Source organism: Streptomyces incanus (assembly GCF_042656345.1).
Lineage (GTDB): Bacteria > Actinomycetota > Actinomycetes > Streptomycetales > Streptomycetaceae > Streptomyces > Streptomyces incanus.
On the sequence record NZ_JBHSPC010000101.1, the window covers coordinates 130,013 to 150,020 of the forward strand.

The following is a 20,008-nucleotide window of genomic DNA, read 5'->3' on the forward strand; positions in this document are numbered from 1 at the left end:
ACCGGACAACCATGACGTCTTCGAAGCGAAACCGCGCCGAGGCCCTGCCGCAGGACCTCCAGGAAGTGCTCCGCCGCCGGCTCGCCGGAGGGGCCGCCGGCACCCCCGCCCGGCAGACCATCCCGCACACGGACCGCACCCGGCCGCTGCCGCTGTCCTTCGCCCAGCAGCGCCTGTGGTTCCTGGACCGGCTGCGCCCCGGCGACCCGCGCTACAACAGCGCGGTCGCGCTGCGCCTCACCGGAACCCTCGACCACACCGCCCTGTCCGGCGCGCTGGAGCACGTGGTGGGGCGGCACGAGGCGCTGCGCACCACGTTCCAGGAGGCCGACGGCAGGCCCGCGCAGACCGTGCACCCCGCCGGGCCGCTCCCGCTGCCCGTCCGGGACCTGACGGCCCCCGGCGACGGGCCGGCGGACCTGGACGCACTGCTGCTGACCGAGTACGAGCGCCCCTTCGACCTGCGGACCGGACCGCTGCTGCGCGCCCTGCTGCTGCGGGAGTCGCCCGACGCGCACGTCCTGCTGCTGACGGTCCATCACATCGTCACCGACGGCTGGTCGATGGGCGTGCTGCTGGAGGAGCTGTGCGCCGCCTACGACGCCCTCGCGCGGGGCGCGCGGCCCGCGCTGCCGCCGGTGGCCACGCAGTACCCGGACTTCGCCGTCTGGCAGCGCGAGCAGCTGTCCGGGACCCGGCTGGAACGTCGACTGGCGTACTGGAAGGAGCGGTTGTCCGGGGCGGTGGCGCCCGAGCTGCCGCTGGACCGGCCGCGCCGCGGCGAGGAGTCCGGCGCGGGCGCGGTGCACACCTTCACGGTCCCCGCGGCCACCACGGCCCGGCTGAAGCACCTCGCGGCCGAGCGGCACACCACGCTGTTCACCGCCCTGGTCGCCGCATCCCAGGCCGTGCTGGCCCGCTGGTCCGGGCAGGACGACATCACCGTCGGCTCGCTGACCCCCGGACGCGGGCGCACCGACCTGGAACGGGCCGTCGGCTTCTTCGTCAACACCGTCGTGCTGCGCACCCGCGTCGAGACCACCGGTTCCTTCCGCGACCTGCTGGCCGCTGCCGCGGACACCGTCAACGACGCCTTCGCCCACGGCGACACACCGTTCGAGCGGCTGGTGGAGGCCGTCGGCGCGGCCAGGGAGGCGGGCCGCAACCCCCTGTTCGACGTGATGGTCCTGCTGCACCCCGCGCCGCCCGCCGCACCCGACCCGCACGGCCTGGCCACGGCCCCGGTCGCCGTGCCCCGGCAGGCCGCCACGTTCGACCTGAGCGTGGAGTTCGTCCCGGACGGGGACGGGCTGACCGGCCTGCTGGAGTACCGCACCGACCTGTTCGACGCGGCCACCGCCGAGCGCATGGCGGACCAGCTGCTGCGCACGCTGGACGGCGCCGCCGCCGAGCCGGACCGCCCGCTCGGTGCCCTGCCCCTGCTCTCGCCCCGGCAGACGCGGCAGGTGACGCGGGACTGGAACGCGACCGCGCGGCCCGTGCCCGAGGAGACCCTGCCCGAGCTGTTCGCGCGGCAGGCCGCCCGCACCCCGCACGCCACCGCCCTGGTCGCCGGGGACGTACACCTGGACTACGCGACGCTCGACACCCGCGCCGACCGTCTCGCCCGCCACTTGGTCGCGTGCGGCGCGGGCCCCGAACGTCTGGTCGCCCTCAGGCTGCCCCGCACCGCCGACATGATCGTGGCGATCCTCGCCGTCTGGAAGGCCGGCGCCGGATATCTGCCCCTGGATCCCGCGCTGCCGGCGGACCGGGTGCGGTTCCTGCTGGACGACGTCCGGCCGGCGCTCGTCCTGGACGAGGCCGCGCTGCGGGAAGTCCCCGGTACGGCCTCCGGTACGGCCTCCGGCCGGCCCGCCCCGCCGCACCCCGACACCACCGCCTACGTCATCCACACCTCGGGCTCCACCGGCCGCCCCAAGGGCGTCACCGTGACCCACAGGTCCCTGGCGAACCTCCTGGCGGGCCACCGCGAGGGCTTCGTCGCCGAGGCGGGCGGCGGGCCGCTGCGAGTGGCGCTGACGGCGTCGTTCTCCTTCGACACCTCACTGGAGGGCGTGCTGCTGATGGCCGACGGCCACCCGCTGCACCTGGTCGACGAGACGACCCGGCTGGAAGCCGCCGCGCTGGTCGAGTACGTCGTCGAGCACCGCATCGACTTCCTCGACCTGACCCCCACCCACCTGCGCCAACTGCTGCCCGCCGGACTGCTCACCGACCCGCGCCACCACCCCCGGGTGCTGATGCTCGGCGGCGAGGCCGTCGGGCCCGGCCTGTGGCGGGAGCTGGCGACGCGGCGGGACGTGGCCGCGTACAACTTCTACGGGCCCACCGAGTGCACGGTCGACGCCCTCGCCTGCCGCATCGAGGGCGACGGCCGTCCGACCGTCGGCCGGCCGCTCGCCAACGTGCGCGCCTACGTCCTCGACGACCGGCTCCGGCCCGTGCCGCCCGGAGTCGGCGGCGAGCTGTACCTGGCCGGCGTGCAACTGGCGCGCGGCTACGCCGACCGGCCGGGGCTCACCGCCGCACGGTTCCTGCCCGACCCGTACGGACCGCCCGGCGCCCGCATGTACCGCACCGGTGACCTGGCCCGCTGGACCGCCGACGGACGCCTGGACCACCTGGGGCGCGCCGACGACCAGGTCAAGGTGCGCGGCCACCGCATCGAGCCCGGCGAGGTCGAGGCGGCCCTGACGGACCGGCCCGAGGTCGCCGCCGCCGCGGTCGTCGCCGTCACCGACCCGCACGGCCACACCCGGCTCGCCGCCTACCTCGTACCCGCGGGCCGCGACGCGCGGCTCACCGCGGCCGACGTGCGAGCGGCCTGCCGGCGCGTGCTGCCCGACCACATGGTGCCGTCCACCTTCACCGTGCTCGACGCCCTGCCGATGACCGTCAGCGGCAAGGTCGACCGGCGCGCACTGCCCGCCCCCGACCTCGACGGCGGCGAGCGCGACAAGGAGTTCGTCGCCCCGCGCACCCCGCAGGAGGAGACCCTCGCCCGCATCTGGGCCGAGGTGCTGGGCGTGCGCCGGGTCGGTGTGACCGACAACTTCTTCGAGCTGGGCGGCGACTCCATCCTCAGCATCCAGGCCGTCTCCCGCGCCCGCGCGGTCGGCCTCGACCTGACCTCGCGGGACGTCTTCCGCCACCAGACCGTCGCCGACCTCGCCGCCGCCGCGTCCCCGCGGACCGCCGACGTGCCCGCGCCCCGGCGGCCGCGCGAGGAGGGCCCGGTGCCGCTGACGCCGGTCCAGGAGTGGTTCTTCGCCACGCACGGCCCGCTGCGGCACTTCAGCATGTCGATGCTGCTGGACCTGCCGCACGACCTGGACGAGCCGGCCCTGGAGCGCGCTCTGGAGGCATTGGTCGCCCACCACCCCGCGCTGCGCACCCGCTTCGTCCGCTCGGGGGACACCTGGCGCCAGCACCCCGACGACGGCCCGGTCACCGGCCTGCTCACCCGCCACGACCTCTCCCACGCCGCCGACTCGAGGGCCGCGCGCGAGGAGGCCGCCGAGGCCGCCCGCGCCGCCCTCGACCCGGAGACCGGCACCCTGCTGCGCGCCGCCCTGCTGTCCCGCTCCGGCGAGCTCCCCCAACTCTTCGTCATCACACATCACTTGGCGGTGGACAGCGTCTCCTGGCGCATCCTCCTCGCCGACCTCGCACAGGCCTACCGGCAGGCGGCCCAGGGTGACCCGGTCCAACTGGAGCCCGTCTCCACGCCGTTCGCCGACTGGGCCGCGCACCTGTCCCGCCGGGTACGCGCCGGTGACCTCGACGCCGACCTGCCGCACTGGACGGCCGAGGCCGCCGAACCCCGCACCCCGCTGCCCGTGGACCGCCCCGGCACCCCGCTCGCCGGCTCGGTGCGCACCCTGCGCACCCGCGTGGACCGCGCCACCACCGGGGCCCTCCTGCGCCAAGTACCCGCGGTCTACCGCACGCAGGTCAACGACGTGCTGCTCAGCGCGCTGAGCCGGGTCCTCGCCGACTGGACGGGCACCGGGCGGGTGACCGTCACCCTGGAGGGCCACGGCCGCGAGGACGACACACTGGACCTGTCCCGCACGGTGGGCTGGTTCACCACCCAGTACCCCGTCACCCTCACCCCCGCCGGACCGTCCGACGCGCCCGACTGGGGCACGACCCTCAAGACGGTGAAGGAGCGGCTGCGGGCCGTTCCCCGGCACGGCCTCGGCTACGAGGCCCTGGCCCGCCTCGGCTCGCCCGACCCGGCCGCCCGCGCCCTGCGGGACCTGCCGCTGCCACAGGTCTGCTTCAACTACCACGGCCAGTGGGAGGCCGGCGACGGGCGGGACTTCGCCCCGGCGGACGAGGCGCCCGGCCGTGACATCGCCGCCGACGAGCCGCCGGCCCACCTGCTGGACATCTCCGCCGTGGTCGCCGGCGGCGAACTGGAGATCACCTGGCACTACAGCGACCAGGTGCACGACGAGGACACCGTCCGCACCCTCGCCGACGGCATGACCCGCGCGCTCGCCGCGATCGCCGGGCACTGCGCCCGCCCCGACGCGGGTGGCCGCACCCCGTCCGACTTCCCGCTGGCCCGCCTCGACCAGGACCGCCTGGACCGGCTGGCCGGCGACGGGCGGGACGTGGAGGACGTCCTGCCGCTGACCCCGCTCCAGGAGGGCATGCTCTTCCACCGGCTGGTCGGCGGCCCCGACGACGTCTACGTCGACCAGGCGGCGCTCCTGCTGGACGGCGTCGCCGACCCGCACGCTTTCGCCGCGGCCTGGCAGCGCGTCACCGACCGCACGCCCGCCCTGCGCACCCGCGTGGTCTGGGAGGACGTCCCGGTACCCCTCCAGGTCGTCCACCGGGACGTGCGGGTACCGGTGACCCACCTCGACTGGCGCGACCTGGACGAGCCGGAGCACGCCGAGCACCTCGCCCGGCTGCGGGCGGACGACCTGGCCCGCGGCATCGACCTCGCCGCCGCGCCGCTGATGCGGCTGACCCTGGTCCGGCTGCCCGACGCGCGGCTGCACCTGCTGTGGACCTCCCACCACCTGATCCTGGACGGCTGGAGCCTGGCCCAGGTGCTCACCGAGGTGTGCGAGGAGTACGCGGCACTCACCGTCGGCGCCGAGTCCCGGCCGCCGGTACGGCGTCCCTTCGGCGACTACGTGCGCCGGCTCGCCGAGCAGGACCCCGACGCCGCCCGCGCGCACTGGCAGGACCTCCTCGCCGGCTTCACCGCCCCCACCCCGCTGCCCACCGACCGCCCCCTGCGCGAGGCCCACCTGGCCCGCTCCGCGGACGTCCACGTGGCCGGCCTGGACGACGAGGCGTCGGCCCGGCTGGCGCGCACCGCACGCGAGGCCGGACTCACCCTCAACACGGTCGTGCAGGGCGCCTGGGCGCTGCTGCTGGCCCGGTACGGCGCCGAGGACGACGTGGTGTTCGGCACCACCGTCTCCGGCCGGCCCGACGACCTGTCCGGCGTCGAGTCGATGGTGGGCATGTTCATCAACACCGTGCCCACCCGCATACGCGTCGACGCCGGGCGCGCGGCCGGCGCGTGGCTGCGGGAACTGCAGGACGCCCAGGCCGAGTCGAGGCGGTACGCGGCCGTCTCGCTGGCCGAACTGACCCGGCTGAGCGACGTGCCGTCCGGCAGCCCGCTCTTCCACAGCATGGTCGCCTTCGAGAACTACCCCTTCGACGAGGCCCGCACGGCCGGCTCCGGGGTGCGCCTGGCCGAGGTGACCTCCCGCGACGCCACCAACTACCCGCTCGTCCTGCGCGCCTACCACGGCGAACGCCTCGGCTTCGACCTCGCCTACGATCCCGCCCTGTTCGACGCGGCGACCGTCCGCTCGCTCGCCGACCGGCTGTGCCTGCTGCTCACGGAGCTGGCCGACGGCCCCGACCGGCCGCTGCGCACCCTGGCCCGGCCGACGGCCGGGGAACGGCGGCGCATGCTCACCGACTGGAACGGCACCGAAGAGGGCCGTCCGGAACAGACGTTGGTGGACCTGTTCGAGGCGCAGGCCGCCCGCACGCCCGGCGCCGTCGCCGTCACCTGCCAAGCCGAGCGTCTGGACTACGCGACGCTCGACGCCCGCGCGGGCCGGCTCGCCCACCGGCTCGCCGAACTCGGCGCCGCGCCAGAGCGGTTCGTCGCCCTCGCCCTGCCCCGCTCCTGCGACCAGGTCGTCGCGATCCTCGCCGTGCTGAAGACCGGCGCGGCCTACCTGCCGATCGACCCGGCCTCGCCCGCCGAACGCATCGGCCACCTCCTCGCCGACGCCGCCCCGGTGACGCTGGTGACCACGACCGGCACGGCGGCACGGGTCGACGGCACCGACGTGCCCCTGCTGCTCCTCGACGATCCGCGGGTCGAGGCCGACCTCGCCGCCCGCCCGGCCACCGGCCCCGCCCCGGCCCGCCGGCCCCTGCCGGAGAGCCCCGCCTACGCCATCCACACCTCCGGCTCCACCGGCCGCCCCAAGGGCGTGGTGATCCCGCACGCCAACGTGGTACGGCTGTTCACCCGCACGAGCCACTGGTTCGGCTTCGGCGCGGACGACGTGTGGACGATGTTCCACTCCTACGCGTTCGACTTCTCCGTGTGGGAGCTGTGGGGCCCGCTGCTGCACGGCGGCCGGCTCGTGATCGTGCCCGACGAGACGGCCCGCTCCCCGGAGGACTTCCTGCGCCTGCTGGCGGACGAGCGGGTCACCGTCCTCAACCAGACGCCGTCCGCGTTCTACCCGCTGATCCGCGCGGACGCCGAACACCCCGAGACCAGCGCCCGCCTCGCGCTGCGCACGGTGGTCTTCGGTGGCGAGGCCCTGGACACCGGCCGGCTCGCCGACTGGTGGACGCGCCACCCGGCCGCCGCCCCGCACCTGGTCAACATGTACGGCATCACCGAGACCACCGTGCACGTCACCCACGCCCCGCTCGGCCCCGGCACCGCCGCCGACGGCCCCGCCAGTCCCATCGGCACGGCCATCGAGGACCTGCGGGTGTACGTGCTCGACGCGGACCTGGCCCCCGTGCCGCCCGGTGCGACCGGCGAGCTGTACGTGGCGGGCGAGGGCCTGGCCCGCAGCTACCTGGGCCGCCCCGGCCTCACCGCCACCCGCTTCCTCGCCGACCCGTTCGGCCGGGCCGGCAGCCGCATGTACCGCACGGGCGACCGGGCGAAGTGGCGGGCCGACGGCACCCTGGAATACCTGGGCCGCGCGGACGCCCAGGTGAAGATCCGCGGCTACCGCATCGAACCCGGCGAGATCGAGGCGGCCCTGCACGCCCACCCCGGTGTCGCCGAGGCCGCGGTCGGCGTGTTCGAGGACGCCTCCGGCACCCGCCGGCTCGTGGCGCACGTCACCGGCTCCGGCGGCCCGGCCCCCGCGGCGGCCGAACTGCGCGCCCACCTGGAGCGCCTGCTGCCCGCCCACATGGTGCCCGCCGCCTACGTGCCGATGGACGCGCTGCCGCTCACCGTCAACGGCAAGCTCGACCGGCGCGCACTGCCCGCGCCGGGACCGGACGGCTACGCCGCCGGCACCGACCGGACACCGCCGCGCACGACCGCCGAACGGCTGGTCGCCGCCGCCTGGGCGGACGTGCTGGGGGTCGGGGAGGTGCACGCCGGCGACGACTTCTTCGCGCTCGGCGGCGACTCCATCCTCGCCGTCCGCGTCACCGCCCGGCTGCGCGCCGCGTTCGGTCCCGACGTCTCCCCGAGGCTGCTGTTCACCCGTCCCACGGTGGCCGCCCTGGCCGCCGAGCTCGGCGAACCGGCCGACGACGCGTCCGCCCCGCGGGCCGACGCGATACCCGCGACCGCCCCGCACACCCCGGCACCGCTGTCGTACGCCCAGCAACGCCTGTGGTTCCTCGACCGGTTCGAGCCAGGCAGCACCGAGTACACGACGCTGTCCGTGCTGCGCCTGCGCGGACCGCTCGACGTGGGCGCCCTGCGCACCGCGCTGGACGGCCTGGTCGCCCGGCACGAGGCACTGCGCACCACGTTCACCGAACAGGACGGACAGGCTTGGCAGATGGTGCACCCGCCGCACCGGGTCGACCTGCCCGTGGACGACCTCACCACGGCCCCGGACGCGCGGGCGGCGCTGGACGCGCTGCTGGAACGCGAGGCCGCCACCCCCTTCGACCTGGCGGCCGGGCCGCTGCTGCGCGCCCGCCTGGCCCGCACGGCCGCCGGCGAGCACGGCGAGCACGTCCTCGTTCTCGCCGTCCACCACATCGCCACCGACGGCTGGTCGCTCGGCGTCCTCGGCCGGGACCTGGGCGAGCTGTACACCGCGGCACACGAGGGCCGCCGCCCCGAACTTCCCGCACTACCCGTCCGGTACGCCGACCACGCCGCCTGGCAGCGCGCCCGCACCGACCACGTCGAGCACCAACTCGCCCACTGGCGCGAGACGCTGGACGGGGTGCCCCCGCTGGAGCCGCCGACCGACCGGCCGCGTCCCGCCGTACGGACCCGGGACGGCGCGCTGGTGACCTTCACCCTGCCCGCCGAACTGACCCACCGGCTGCGCGAGCGGGGCCGGGAGGCCGACGCCACCCTGTACATGACGCTGCTGACCGCCTGCACGGCCCTGCTGTCCCGCTGGGCCGACCAGGACGACTTCGCCGTCGGCACCGTCACCGCGGGCCGTGAGCGCCCCGAGGTGCACGACGTGGTCGGCATGTTCGTGAACACGCTGGTGCTGCGCAACCGAATACGCCCCGGCACGACGTTCCGCGCGCTGCTGGAGCAGGTGCGCGGCACCGTCCTGGAGGCGTTCGCCCACCAGGACGTGCCCTTCGAGCGGCTGGTGGACGCCCTCCGGCCCGAGCGGGACACCAGCCGCACCCCCCTGTTCCAGGTCATGGTCGCCCTGCACAACCTCGGCGCCGAGGCACCCGCGCTCCCGGGCCTGGACGTCGAACCGGTCACCCCGCCGGTCCGGCACGCCACGTTCGACCTGGCCTTCGACTTCGTGGAGGGCGACGGTGGCGTCACCGGCCACCTGGAGTACGACACCGCCCTGTTCGACGAGGACACCGTCCGGCACCTGGCCGCCCGCCTGCGACTGCTGCTGGAGGCCGCGGCGCAGGACCCCGACCGGGACGTGCGGGCGCTGGAACTGATGACCACCGACGAGCGGCGCCGGGTGCTCCACGACTGGCAGGGGCCGCGGCTCACGGTCCCCGACACCACCTTCCCCGCCCTGTTCGAGGCGCAGGCCGCCCGCACCCCGCACGCCACCGCCCTGGTGGCACGGGACGCCACGCTCGACTTCGCCGCCCTCAACGAGCGCGCCAACCGGCTCGCCCACCACCTCGTCGCCCGGGGCGTCGCCCCCGAGAAGGTGGTCGCCGTACGGCTGCCGCGCACCTCCGACCTGCTGGTGACGGTGCTCGCCGTCGCCAAGGCGGGCGGCACCCTCCTCTGCCTCGACCCCGACCTGCCCGCCGAACGCGTCGCCCACCTCCTCGCGGACGCGGCCCCGCACACCGTGCTGACCGCCGACGCACTGCGCGAGGTGCCGTGGGACCGGCTGCCCGCCCACGACCCCACCGACCGCGACCGCCCGGCCCCGCTGCGCCCGGACCACGCCGCCTACATCGTCTACACCTCCGGCTCCACCGGCCGCCCCAAGGGCGTCGTCGTCGAACACCGCCACCTGGTCAACCTCTGCCACGACCACCGCGAAGGGCTCGTCGCACCGCACACCGCCGACGGGCGGCGGCTGCGCGCCGCGCTGAGCGCCTCGTTCTCCTTCGACACCTCCTGGGAGGGGCCGCTGCTGCTCGCCCTCGGCCAGGAGGTCCACCTCATCGACGAGGACGTGCGCCTGGACCCGGACGCGTTCTGCGCCCAGATCGCCGAACGCCGCCTGGACCTCGTGAACGTCACCCCGTCCTTCCTGCGCGAACTCACCGCCGCCGGACTCCTCGCACCCGGCCGCCACCACCCGCGCGTCCTGCTGGTCGGCGGCGAGGCGACGGGCCCCGACACCTGGCGGGAACTGTGCGCCGCCGCCGGTCTCGGCGTCACCGCGTACAACATGTACGGGCCCACCGAGTGCACCGTCGACGCCACGTACGGGCGCTGCGCCGACCACCCGGACCGGCCGGTCATCGGGCGCCCCGGCCGCAACCTGCGCGCCCACGTCCTCGACGGCGCCCTGCGCCCGGTGCCGCCCGGCGTGCCCGGCGAGCTGTACCTCGCCGGCGCGCAGGTGGCCCGCGGCTACCTGGGCCGCCCCGGCCCGACCGCGTCGCGTTTCCTCGCCGACCCGTTCGGTGCGCCGGGGGAGCGGATGTACCGCACCGGCGACCGCGCCCGCTGGGACGAGCGGGGGCTGCTGGAGTTCCTGGGCCGCGCCGACGAGCAGATCAAGATCCGCGGGTTCCGCATCGAACCCGGCGAGGTCGAGGCCGCGCTGCTCGCCCACCCGGACGTGTCCGAGGCCGTGGTGACGGCACGCGAACACGCGGGCCGGCTCATGCTCGTGGCCCACCTGGTGCCCGCCCAGGACGCCGTCCCGACCGCCGACGAGCTGCGCCTCGCGCTCCGGCGCACCCTGCCGGACCACATGGTGCCGGCCGCGTTCGTCCCGCTGGCGCGGATCCCGCGCACCAGCAGCGGCAAGACCGACCGGCGCGCCCTGCCCGCCCCGCCCACGCAGCCCGACCCCGCCACGACGTACGTGGCACCGCGCCCCGGCACCGAGGAGACGCTGGCCGCGATCTGGGCGGACGTCCTGCGGGTCGAACGGGTGGGCGCGCGGGACAACTTCTTCGCGCTCGGCGGCGACTCCATCCTCAGCATCCAGATCGTCTCCCGGGCCCGCCGGGCCGGACTGGCGCTGACCACCAAGGACGTCTTCCGCCACCAGACCGTCGCCGAACTCGCCCTGCGCGTCACCGAGGCGGCGCCGGCCGCGGCGGAGGCGGCTCCGCCCGCCGAGGCACCGCTCACCCCCATCCAGCGCTGGTACCTCGACGGCCGCCGCCCCGGCGACCCGCTGCGCTTCACCATGTCGCAGCGGATCGAACTCGCGCCCGGCACCGACATACCGGCCCTGCGCCCCGCCGTGGACGCCCTCGTCCGCCACCACCCGGCCCTGCGCACCCGCTTCCGCCGCACCGACGACGCCTGGCGCCAGGAAGTCCTGCCGGACGTCCCGGACGGCATCCTCACCCACCACGACGTGACCGGCCTGGACGGCCCCGAGCTGGAGGCCGAGGTGCGGCGCGCCGCGGACGCGGCCCGGGCGTCCCTCGACCCGGCCGAGGGCCGGGTGGTGCGCGTCCTGCTCTTCGACCGCGGCCCGGACCTGCCCGCGCAACTCCTGTTCACCGTCCACCACCTGGTCGTCGACGGCGTCTCCTGGCGGATCCTGCTGGCCGACCTGGAGACCGCCCACCGCTCGGCGGCGGACGGACGTTCCATCGAACTGCCCCCGGCCGGAACCCCGTTCGGCCACTGGGCGGCCCGGCTGGAGGCGCACACCCGTTCCGGCGCCCTGGACGGCGACCTCCCCCACTGGGAGCGCACCGCGGCGGCCCCCGCCGACCTGCCCGCGGGCCGGCCCGGCCCCCACACCCACGGCACCGCCGCCACGGTCACCGTGCTGCTCGAACCGGAGACGACCGAGGCCCTGCTGCGCCGGGTCCCGGAGGTCTACCGCACCCAGGTCAACGACGTCCTGCTCAGCGCCCTCGGCCGCACCCTGGCCCGCTGGTGCGGCCGCGACAGCGTGCTGGTCGGCGTGGAGGGCCACGGCCGCGAGGACCTCTTCGACGACGTGGACCTCTCCCGTACCGTCGGCTGGTTCACCGCCGAGTTCCCCCTCGCGCTGAGCGTCGCCCCCGACGCCGACTGGCACGACACCCTGCGCTCGGTCAAGGAGCAACTGCGCGCGGTACCGCTGCACGGCCTGAGCCACGGCGCGCTGCGCCACCTGCTGCCCGACAGCCCGCTGACCGGCGCTCCCGCGCCGCAGGTCGGCTTCAACTACCACGGCCGGTGGGACGCCGACGGCGACAGGAGCGGCCTCTACGGCGCGGCCCTGCCCCCGGCCGGCTCCGACACCGACCCCGACGCACCCCGCCCCTACCTGCTGGACATCACCGGCGTGGTCCAAGGCGGCCGCCTCGAACTCGGCTGGACCTACCCACCGGCCGTCTACGACGAGTCCACCGTCCGCGAACTCGCCGACGGGATGTGCGCGGCGCTGCGCGACATCGCGGCCCACTGCGCACGCCCGGACGCGGGCGGCCGCACCCCGTCGGACTTCCCGCTCGCCGGGCTCGGCCAGAGCGAGCTGGACCGCCTCGTGGGTGACGGCCGGCACGTGGCGGACGTCCTGCCGCTGACGCCCCTGCAGGCCGGGATGCTCTTCCACGGCCTGGTGGACACCGCGGGCGCCTACTTCGACCGGACGGCCGTACGACTGTCCGGGGTGGCCGACCCGCGGGCCTTCGCCGCGGCCTGGCAGCAGGTCGCCGACCGCACCGAGGCCCTGCGCACCAGCGTCCACTGGCAGGGCCTGCCGCACCCGGTCCAGGTCGTCCACCACCGCGTGGAGCTGCCCGCCACCCACCTGGACTGGCGGCATCTGACGCCCGAGGAACGCGAGAGGGAGACCGAGGACCTGCTGGCCGCCGACCGCACGGCGGGCATGGACCTCACCACCGCACCCCTCACCCGCATCACCCTGGCCGCACTGCCCGGCGACGAGATCCTGCTGCTGTGGTCCTCCCACCACCTGATCCTGGACGGCTGGAGCACCGGGCAGCTGCTCACCGAGGTGTGCGAGCGCTACGCCGCGCTCACCGGCGGCCGCGAAGCCCCCGCGCCGGTCAGGCGCCCGTTCTCCGACTTCCTGCACTGGCTGCACGGACAGGACGAGACCGCGGCCGAGGCGTACTGGGCCGCCACCCTTGCCGGCTTCCCGGCCCGCACCCCGCTGCCGTACGACCGCACACCGGCCGAGGCGCACCGCGCCCGCGCCGCCGCCACGGCGCACCGGCAGCTGGACGAGCGGGTCTCGGCGCGGCTGCGGGAGGCGGCGGCACGGGCCGGGCTGACGGTGAACACCGTGATCGAGGGCGCCTGGGCGCTGCTGCTGGCCCGCCACGGCGGACGCGACGACCTCGTGTTCGGCACGACCGTCTCCGGGCGTCCGGCCGAACTGCCGGGCGTGGAGGCGATGATCGGCATGTTCATCAACACCGTGCCCACCCGGATCCGCGTCACGGGCGGGGGAGCGGCGTCCTGGCTGCGGGGCGTGCAGGAGCGGCAGAGCGACGCGCGGCGCTTCGACTTCCTCGCGCTGCCCCGCATCCAGGCGCTGAGCGAGGTCCCGGCGGGCGAGGCGCTGTTCGACAGCATGGTGGTCTTCGAGAACTACCCCGTCGACGAGTCCGCCACGGCCCGGACGGGCGTGCGCGTCGAGGAGGTGCGGGCCGACGACGCGCCGACCTTCCCACTGTGCCTGCGCGCCCACCTCGGCGACCGGCTCGGCATCGACCTCGCCTACGACGCCGACCTGTTCGACGCGGACACGGCCGAACGCCTCGCGGCCCGGCTCGCGGTCGTCCTGACCGCCCTCGCCGACGGCATCGAGGCCGACACGGAGGTGACCGGCCTGCGGCTGCTGACCGAGGACGACCGCGCCCTGCTCCAGCGGTGGAACGCCACCACCCGGCAGGCGGCGCCGCGCAGCCCCGTCGAGCTGTTCGCCGAGCAGGCCCGCCGCACCCCCGGCGCGCCCGCCCTGCGCGACGGCGACACGGAGCTGACGTACCGCCGCCTCGACGAGTGGTCCGACGCCGTGGCGTCCCGGCTCCTCGCCGGTGGCCTGCGGGCGGAGGACCGGGTGGCGCTGCCGATGGACCGCTGCATCGAACTCGTCGTCGCCCAGCTCGCCGTCCTCAAGGCGGGCGGCGCCTACGTGCCGGTGGACGCCCGCGCCCCCGAGGAGCGGCGCCGCACGCTGATCGAGCGGGCGGGCGCGACGGCCGAGCTGACCGCCGCGGACGTCGCCGCCGCACGCGCCCCCGTACCGGGCGCGCCCGCCGCCGCACCCGCGGACGCCGACCGGCCGGCGTACGTGATGTTCACCTCCGGGTCGACCGGCGAGCCCAAGGCGGTCGCGGTACGCCATCGCGACGTGGCCGCCCTCGCCACCGACAGCCGCTTCACCGGCGGGCTGTGCGACCGGGTGCTGCTGCACTCCCCGGTGGCCTTCGACGCTGCCACCTTCGAGGTGTGGGCGCCCCTGCTGGGCGGCGGCTGCGTGGTCGTGGCACCGCCTCGGCCCGTGGACGCGGCACTGCTGCGGCACCTGGTCCGCGACGGCGGCCTGAGCGCGCTGTGGCTGACCGCCGGCCTCTTCCGGCTGCTGGCGCAGGACGCGCCGGACTGCTTCGCCGGCCTGCGCCAGGTGTGGACCGGAGGCGACGTGGTGCCCGCCGCGGCCGTACGCCGCGTGCTGTCCGCCTGCCCCGGCCTGACCGTCGTGGACGGCTACGGCCCCACCGAGACGACGACGTTCGCGACGTCCTTCGCGCTCACCGACGCGGCGGCCGTCCCGGACACCGTGCCCATCGGCCACCCGCTCGACGACATGCGGGTCCACGTCCTCGACGGCCTTCTGCGGCCCGTACCGCCGGGCTGCGCCGGCGAGCTGTACCTCGCCGGCGAGGGCGTGGCACGCGGCTACCTGGGCCGTCCCGGCGACACCGCCGCCCGCTTCCTCGCCGACCCCGCCGGCCCGCCCGGCACGCGCATGTACCGCACCGGCGACCTGGCCCGCCGCCGCCTCGACGGCACGGTCGAGTTCCTGGGCCGCGCCGACGACCAGGTGAAGATCCGCGGCTTCCGCGTCGAACCCGGCGAGGCGGAGGCGGCCCTCGCGGCGCATCCCGGCGTCGCGGACGTGGCGGTGCTGGCCCGTGAGGACCGGCCCGGCAGCCGACGCCTGGTGGCCTACGTGGTCGGCCCCGCAGACCTCACCGAACTAAGGGAGTTCGCCCGGCGTTCGCTCCCCGACTACCTCGTGCCCTCGGCGTTCGTCGCCCTGCCCGCGCTGCCGCTCAGCGGCAACGGCAAGGTCGACCGGGCCGCCCTTCCGGCGCCGGAGACCGCCGGCGGCGACCGGCGGGGCGCGCCGACCGCGCCGCGCACCGACGCCGAGCGGCGCACCGCCGACGTCTTCGCGGAGGTGCTGTCCACGGAGCGGCCCGGCGTGGAGGACGACTTCTTCCAGCTGGGCGGCGACTCCATCCTCAGCATCCGGCTGGCCGCCCGCCTGTCCGAGGCGTTCGGCACCGACCTGTCACCGCGCGCGGTGTTCACCCACCCCACCCCCGCCGCCCTCGCCGCCCTGCTCACCGCGGAGCCGTCCGGCGACGCCGCGCCCACCGCGATCGTCCCGGTACCCCGCGACACCCCCGCCCCGATGTCGTACGCCCAGCAACGCCTGTGGTTCCTGGAGGAGTTCGCGCCGGGCAGCGGCGAGTACGTCACCATGCTGGCCCTGCGCCTGCGCGGCCGGCTCGACGGGCCCGCCCTCACCGCGGCCCTGCGCGCCCTGGTCGAGCGGCACGAGGCGCTGCGCACCACCTTCGACACGGTGGACGGCCACGGCGTGCAGATCGTCCACCCGGCGCCGGACGTGCCGCTGCCGCTGCACGACCTGTCGGCGATGGCGCAGACCGAACGGGCGGCCCGGCTGGAGGAGCTGCTGGAGGCCGAGCGTGCCCGCACGTTCGACCTGCGGCGCGGCCCACTGCTGCACGCGGGGCTGATCAGGCTCCCGGACGACGAGCACGTCCTGACGCTGACCCTGCACCACATCGTCACCGACGGCTGGTCCACCGGAGTGCTCACCGGCGACCTCGCCCACTTCTACCGGGCCGAACTGGAAGCGACCACCGGGCAGTTGCCGCCACTGCCGGTGCAGTACGCCGACTACGCCCACTGGCAGCGCGGCAGCGGCACGGACGAACACCTCGCGTACTGGAAGGAGCACCTGACCGGTCTGGAGACACTGGACCTGCCCACCGACCGGCCGCGTCCGGTGGTGCGCACCCACGACGGCGCCGCCGTGCGCCTCGTCCTGCCGCGCGGCACGACCCGCCGCCTCGTCCAGGTGGGCCGGGACCGGCAGACCACCCTGTTCACCACGCTGGTCGCCGCCGCGCAGAGCTATCTGGCCCGTCTGACCGGCGGCCGGGACATCACTGTCGGCACGGTCACCTCCGGCCGCGACCGCGCCGAGACCCAGAACCTCGTCGGGTTTTTCGTCAACACCCTCGTCCTGCGTTCCCGCGTCGAACCCGACCGTCCCTTCCCCGAGTTCCTCACCGAGGTGCGCGGAACCGTACGGGACGCCTTCGCCCATCAGGAGGCGCCGTTCGAGCGGGTGGTGGACGAGGTGCAGCCGGTCCGCGACACCAGCCGCACCCCCCTCTTCCAGGTCATGGTGGTGCTGCAGAACGCCCCGGGTGCCGACCTCGACCTGCCCGGCATCGAGGTCGCCGACGTCGACACGGACCTGCGGCACGCGGCGTTCGACCTCACCCTGGAGTTCGCCGAGACCGGCGCCGGGGAACTGCACGGCCTGCTCACCTACAACACCGACCTGTTCGACGCGGCCACCGCCGAACGGATGGCCGACCAGCTCGGCACGCTCCTGACCGCCGTCGCCGACGACCCCGACCGGCCCGTGGGCGCCCTGCCCCTCGCCACCGGCGAGACGCTCAAGGCCGTCCTCGACCAGGGGCACCCCACCGCCCGCCCGGTACCGGCGGCGACGCTGCCGGAGTTGTTCGAACAACAGGCCGCCCGCACGCCCGACGCCGTGGCCCTGGCCGACGCCGACGGCCGCGAGCTGACGTACGCGCAGGTCGAGCGCGCCGCCAACCGGCTGGCGCACCGGCTCATCGCCCGGGGCGTGGGACCCGAGCGGGTCGTGGCACTGGCCCTGCCCCGCGGCGCGGAGACGTTGGTGGCCCAGCTCGCCGTGGCCAAGGCAGGCGGTGCCTTCCTGCCCGTCGACCCGGACTATCCCGAGCAGCGAAGGGAGTTCATGCTGCGCGACGCGGGCGCCCGGCTCGTCCTGGACGACCCCGCCGCCGTACGGGACGCGTACGGGCCGGACACCGCGCCCACGGACACCGCGCCCACGGACACCGCTCCCACGGACGCCGACCGCACGGCCCCGCTGACCGTCGACCACCCGGTGTACGTGATCTACACGTCCGGTTCCACCGGCACACCCAAGGGCGTGACGGTGACGCACAGCGGCCTGGCCGCCTTCGCCGCGGCCGCCGCCGACCGCTACGACGCGGGCCCCGGCGACCGGGTCCTGCAGTTCGCCTCGCCCAGCTTCGACGCCTCCGTGCTGGAGCTGTGCGTGTCCCTGCTCACCGGAGCCACCCTCGTCACCGGGGAGGAAGGCCCACTCGTCGGCGAGCGGCTCGCCCAGGTCCTCGCCGAGCGGCGCGTCAGCCACACGCTGATCCCCCCGGCCGCCCTGGCCACGGTCGACCCCGAGACCGCCGACGCCCTGCCGCACCTGCGCACCCTCATCGTCGGCGCCGAGGCGTGCCCGGCCCACCTCGTCGAACGGTGGGCACCCGGCCGACGCATGATCAACTCGTACGGCCCGACCGAGGCCACCGTCGTCGCCACCTGGACCGGCCCCCTCGCCCCCGGCACGGGCGTCCCGCCGATCGGCCGCCCGGCCGGCGCCACCCGCGTCCACGTCCTCGACGCCGCCCTGCGCCCGGTCCCGCCCGGCGTCACCGGCGAACTGCACGTGGCCGGACCCGGACTGGCCCGCGGCTATCTGAACCGGCCCGGCCCGACCGCCTCGCGTTTCGTCGCCGACCCGTTCGGCGCGCCGGGGGAGCGGATGTACCGCACCGGCGACCTGGCCCGCTGGGACGCGTCCGGCGAACTGCGCTTCGCCGGACGCGCCGACGACCAGGTCAAGCTGCGCGGCTTCCGCATCGAGCCCGGAGAGATCGAGAGCGCGCTGCGCCGCAGCCCGCGGGTGCGCGACGCGGTGGTCACCGTACGCGGCGGCGGGACCGACCCGGACGGCCGGTCCGCCGGACGGCTCGTCGCCCACGTCGTGCCCGCCGAGGGCACCACGGAGGAACTGCCGGTGCCGGAACTGCGCGACCACCTCGCCGGGCTGCTCCCGCCGCACATGGTGCCGTCGGCGTTCGTGCCGCTGGAGCGCCTGCCCCTCACCCCCAACGGCAAGACCGACCGCGGCGCCCTGCCCGAACCCGGCCCCGCGCACTCCGCCGCCGGGCCGCGCACGGCACCGCGCACCGACACCGAACGCCGCATCGCCCGCATCTGGGCCGACGTCCTCGGCGTGGCGGACGTCGGCGCACACGACAACTTCTTCCACCTCGGCGGCGACTCCATCCTCAGCATGCAGGTCGTCTCCCGGCTGCGGCGGGACGGACTGCACCTGGCCACCCGCGACCTGTTCACCCACCAGACGGTCGCCGAACTGGCCGGCGTCGTCACCGGCGCGCCCCAGCACTCCGGGGAGGGCCCGGTGAGCGGAGACGTGCCGCTCACCCCCATCCAGGAGTGGTTCCTGACCAGCCCGCGCGCCAGTCACGGCCACTTCAACCAGTCGCTGCTGCTGGAGCTCGGCGCCCACCCGGACGCCGCCGCCCTGGAAACGGCCCTGAACGCCCTGCTCGACCACCACGACGCCCTGCGCATGCGCTTCACCGAGGACGAAGGCGGCCGGCGTCAGTTCAACCCGCCGCCGTCCGGCACCGACCGCGACCGGCTCCTGAACCGCCACGACCTGAGCGGACTCGCCTCCACCGAGGCCGAAGCGGCGATGGAGAAGGCCGCCGACGACCTGCACACCGGATTCGACCTGGCGCGCGGCCCGCTGTTGCGGGCGGCCCTGTTCACCGGGGACGCCGGCCGGCCCGCCTTCCTCCTCCTGGTCGCCCACCACCTCGTCGTGGACGCCGTGTCCTGGCGCATCCTGCGCGACGACCTGGAAGCCGCCTACCGGCAGGCCGTCCAGGGCGAGCCCGTCGCGCTGGGCGCACGCACCACCTCCTTCCGCGACTGGGCCCGAGGTCTCGCCGCACACGTCGCGGCCGGGGCCCTCGACGACGAACTTCCCTACTGGGAACGGGCGGTCGACGCCGAGCCGCTGCCGACCGGGATACCGACCGGGCCGGAGGCGGGCCTCGTCGACACGCTCGCCGTCGAACTGGACGAGGCGGACACCGAGGCACTGCTGCGCGCCGCGCCGACCGCCTACCGCACCCGCGTCAACGACGTGCTGCTCACCGCCCTCGCCCTGGCCCTGGCCCGCTGGACCGGCCGCGAGGAAGTCCGCCTGGACCTGGAGGGACACGGCCGCGAGGACGTCCTCGACGGCGTGGACCTCTCCCGCACGGTCGGCTGGTTCACCACCGTCCACCCCGTCGCCCTCCAGGTGCCCGAACCCGCCGACCTCGGCCCCGGCCGGGACTGGCGGACCCTGGTGAAGTCGGTGCGCCGACAACTGCGCGCCGTACCCGGCAACGGCCTGGGCTTCGGCGCGCTGCGCACCTTCGGCCCGCCCGAGGTGCGCGAGCGGCTCGGACGGGCCGCGCACGGACAGGTCGTGTTCAACTACCTCGGCCAGTGGGACGCCCGCCCGGAGAACCCCGGCGACGGCCTGATACGCGCCGAGCACGGCTCGTTCGGCCGGCACCACGACCCGCGCGACAGCGGCTCCCACCCGCTGGAGGTCGTCGGCGCGGTGCAGGGCGGCCGGCTGTCCTTCACCTGGCACCACCGGCCCGCCCTCCACACCACGGACACCGTGCGACGCGTCGCGGACGAATTCGCCGAGACCCTGCGCCACATCGCCCACCACGCCCGGAACAACCGGTGACGCCCCGCCCCACGGCCCGCGCCCCACCGCCGGAC

Annotated in this window: 1 protein-coding gene; it reads left to right on the plus strand. The window is 75.8% G+C overall.

From position 1 onward, the window contains the following. The first annotated feature begins 11 nt into the window (after positions 1–11). Positions 12–19,973 (plus strand): non-ribosomal peptide synthase/polyketide synthase, encoded by a 19,962-nt coding sequence (locus tag ACFP2V_RS30115; protein ID WP_381218453.1) that lies wholly within the window; start codon positions 12–14, stop codon positions 19,971–19,973. The last annotated feature ends 35 nt before the right edge of the window (positions 19,974–20,008 follow it).

Bases quoted from the DNA above. Each gene is read 5' to 3' on its own strand.
- ACFP2V_RS30115 (WP_381218453.1), top strand. From the start codon at position 12: ATGACGTCTTCGAAGCGAAACCGCGCCGAGGCCCTGCCGCAGGACCTC.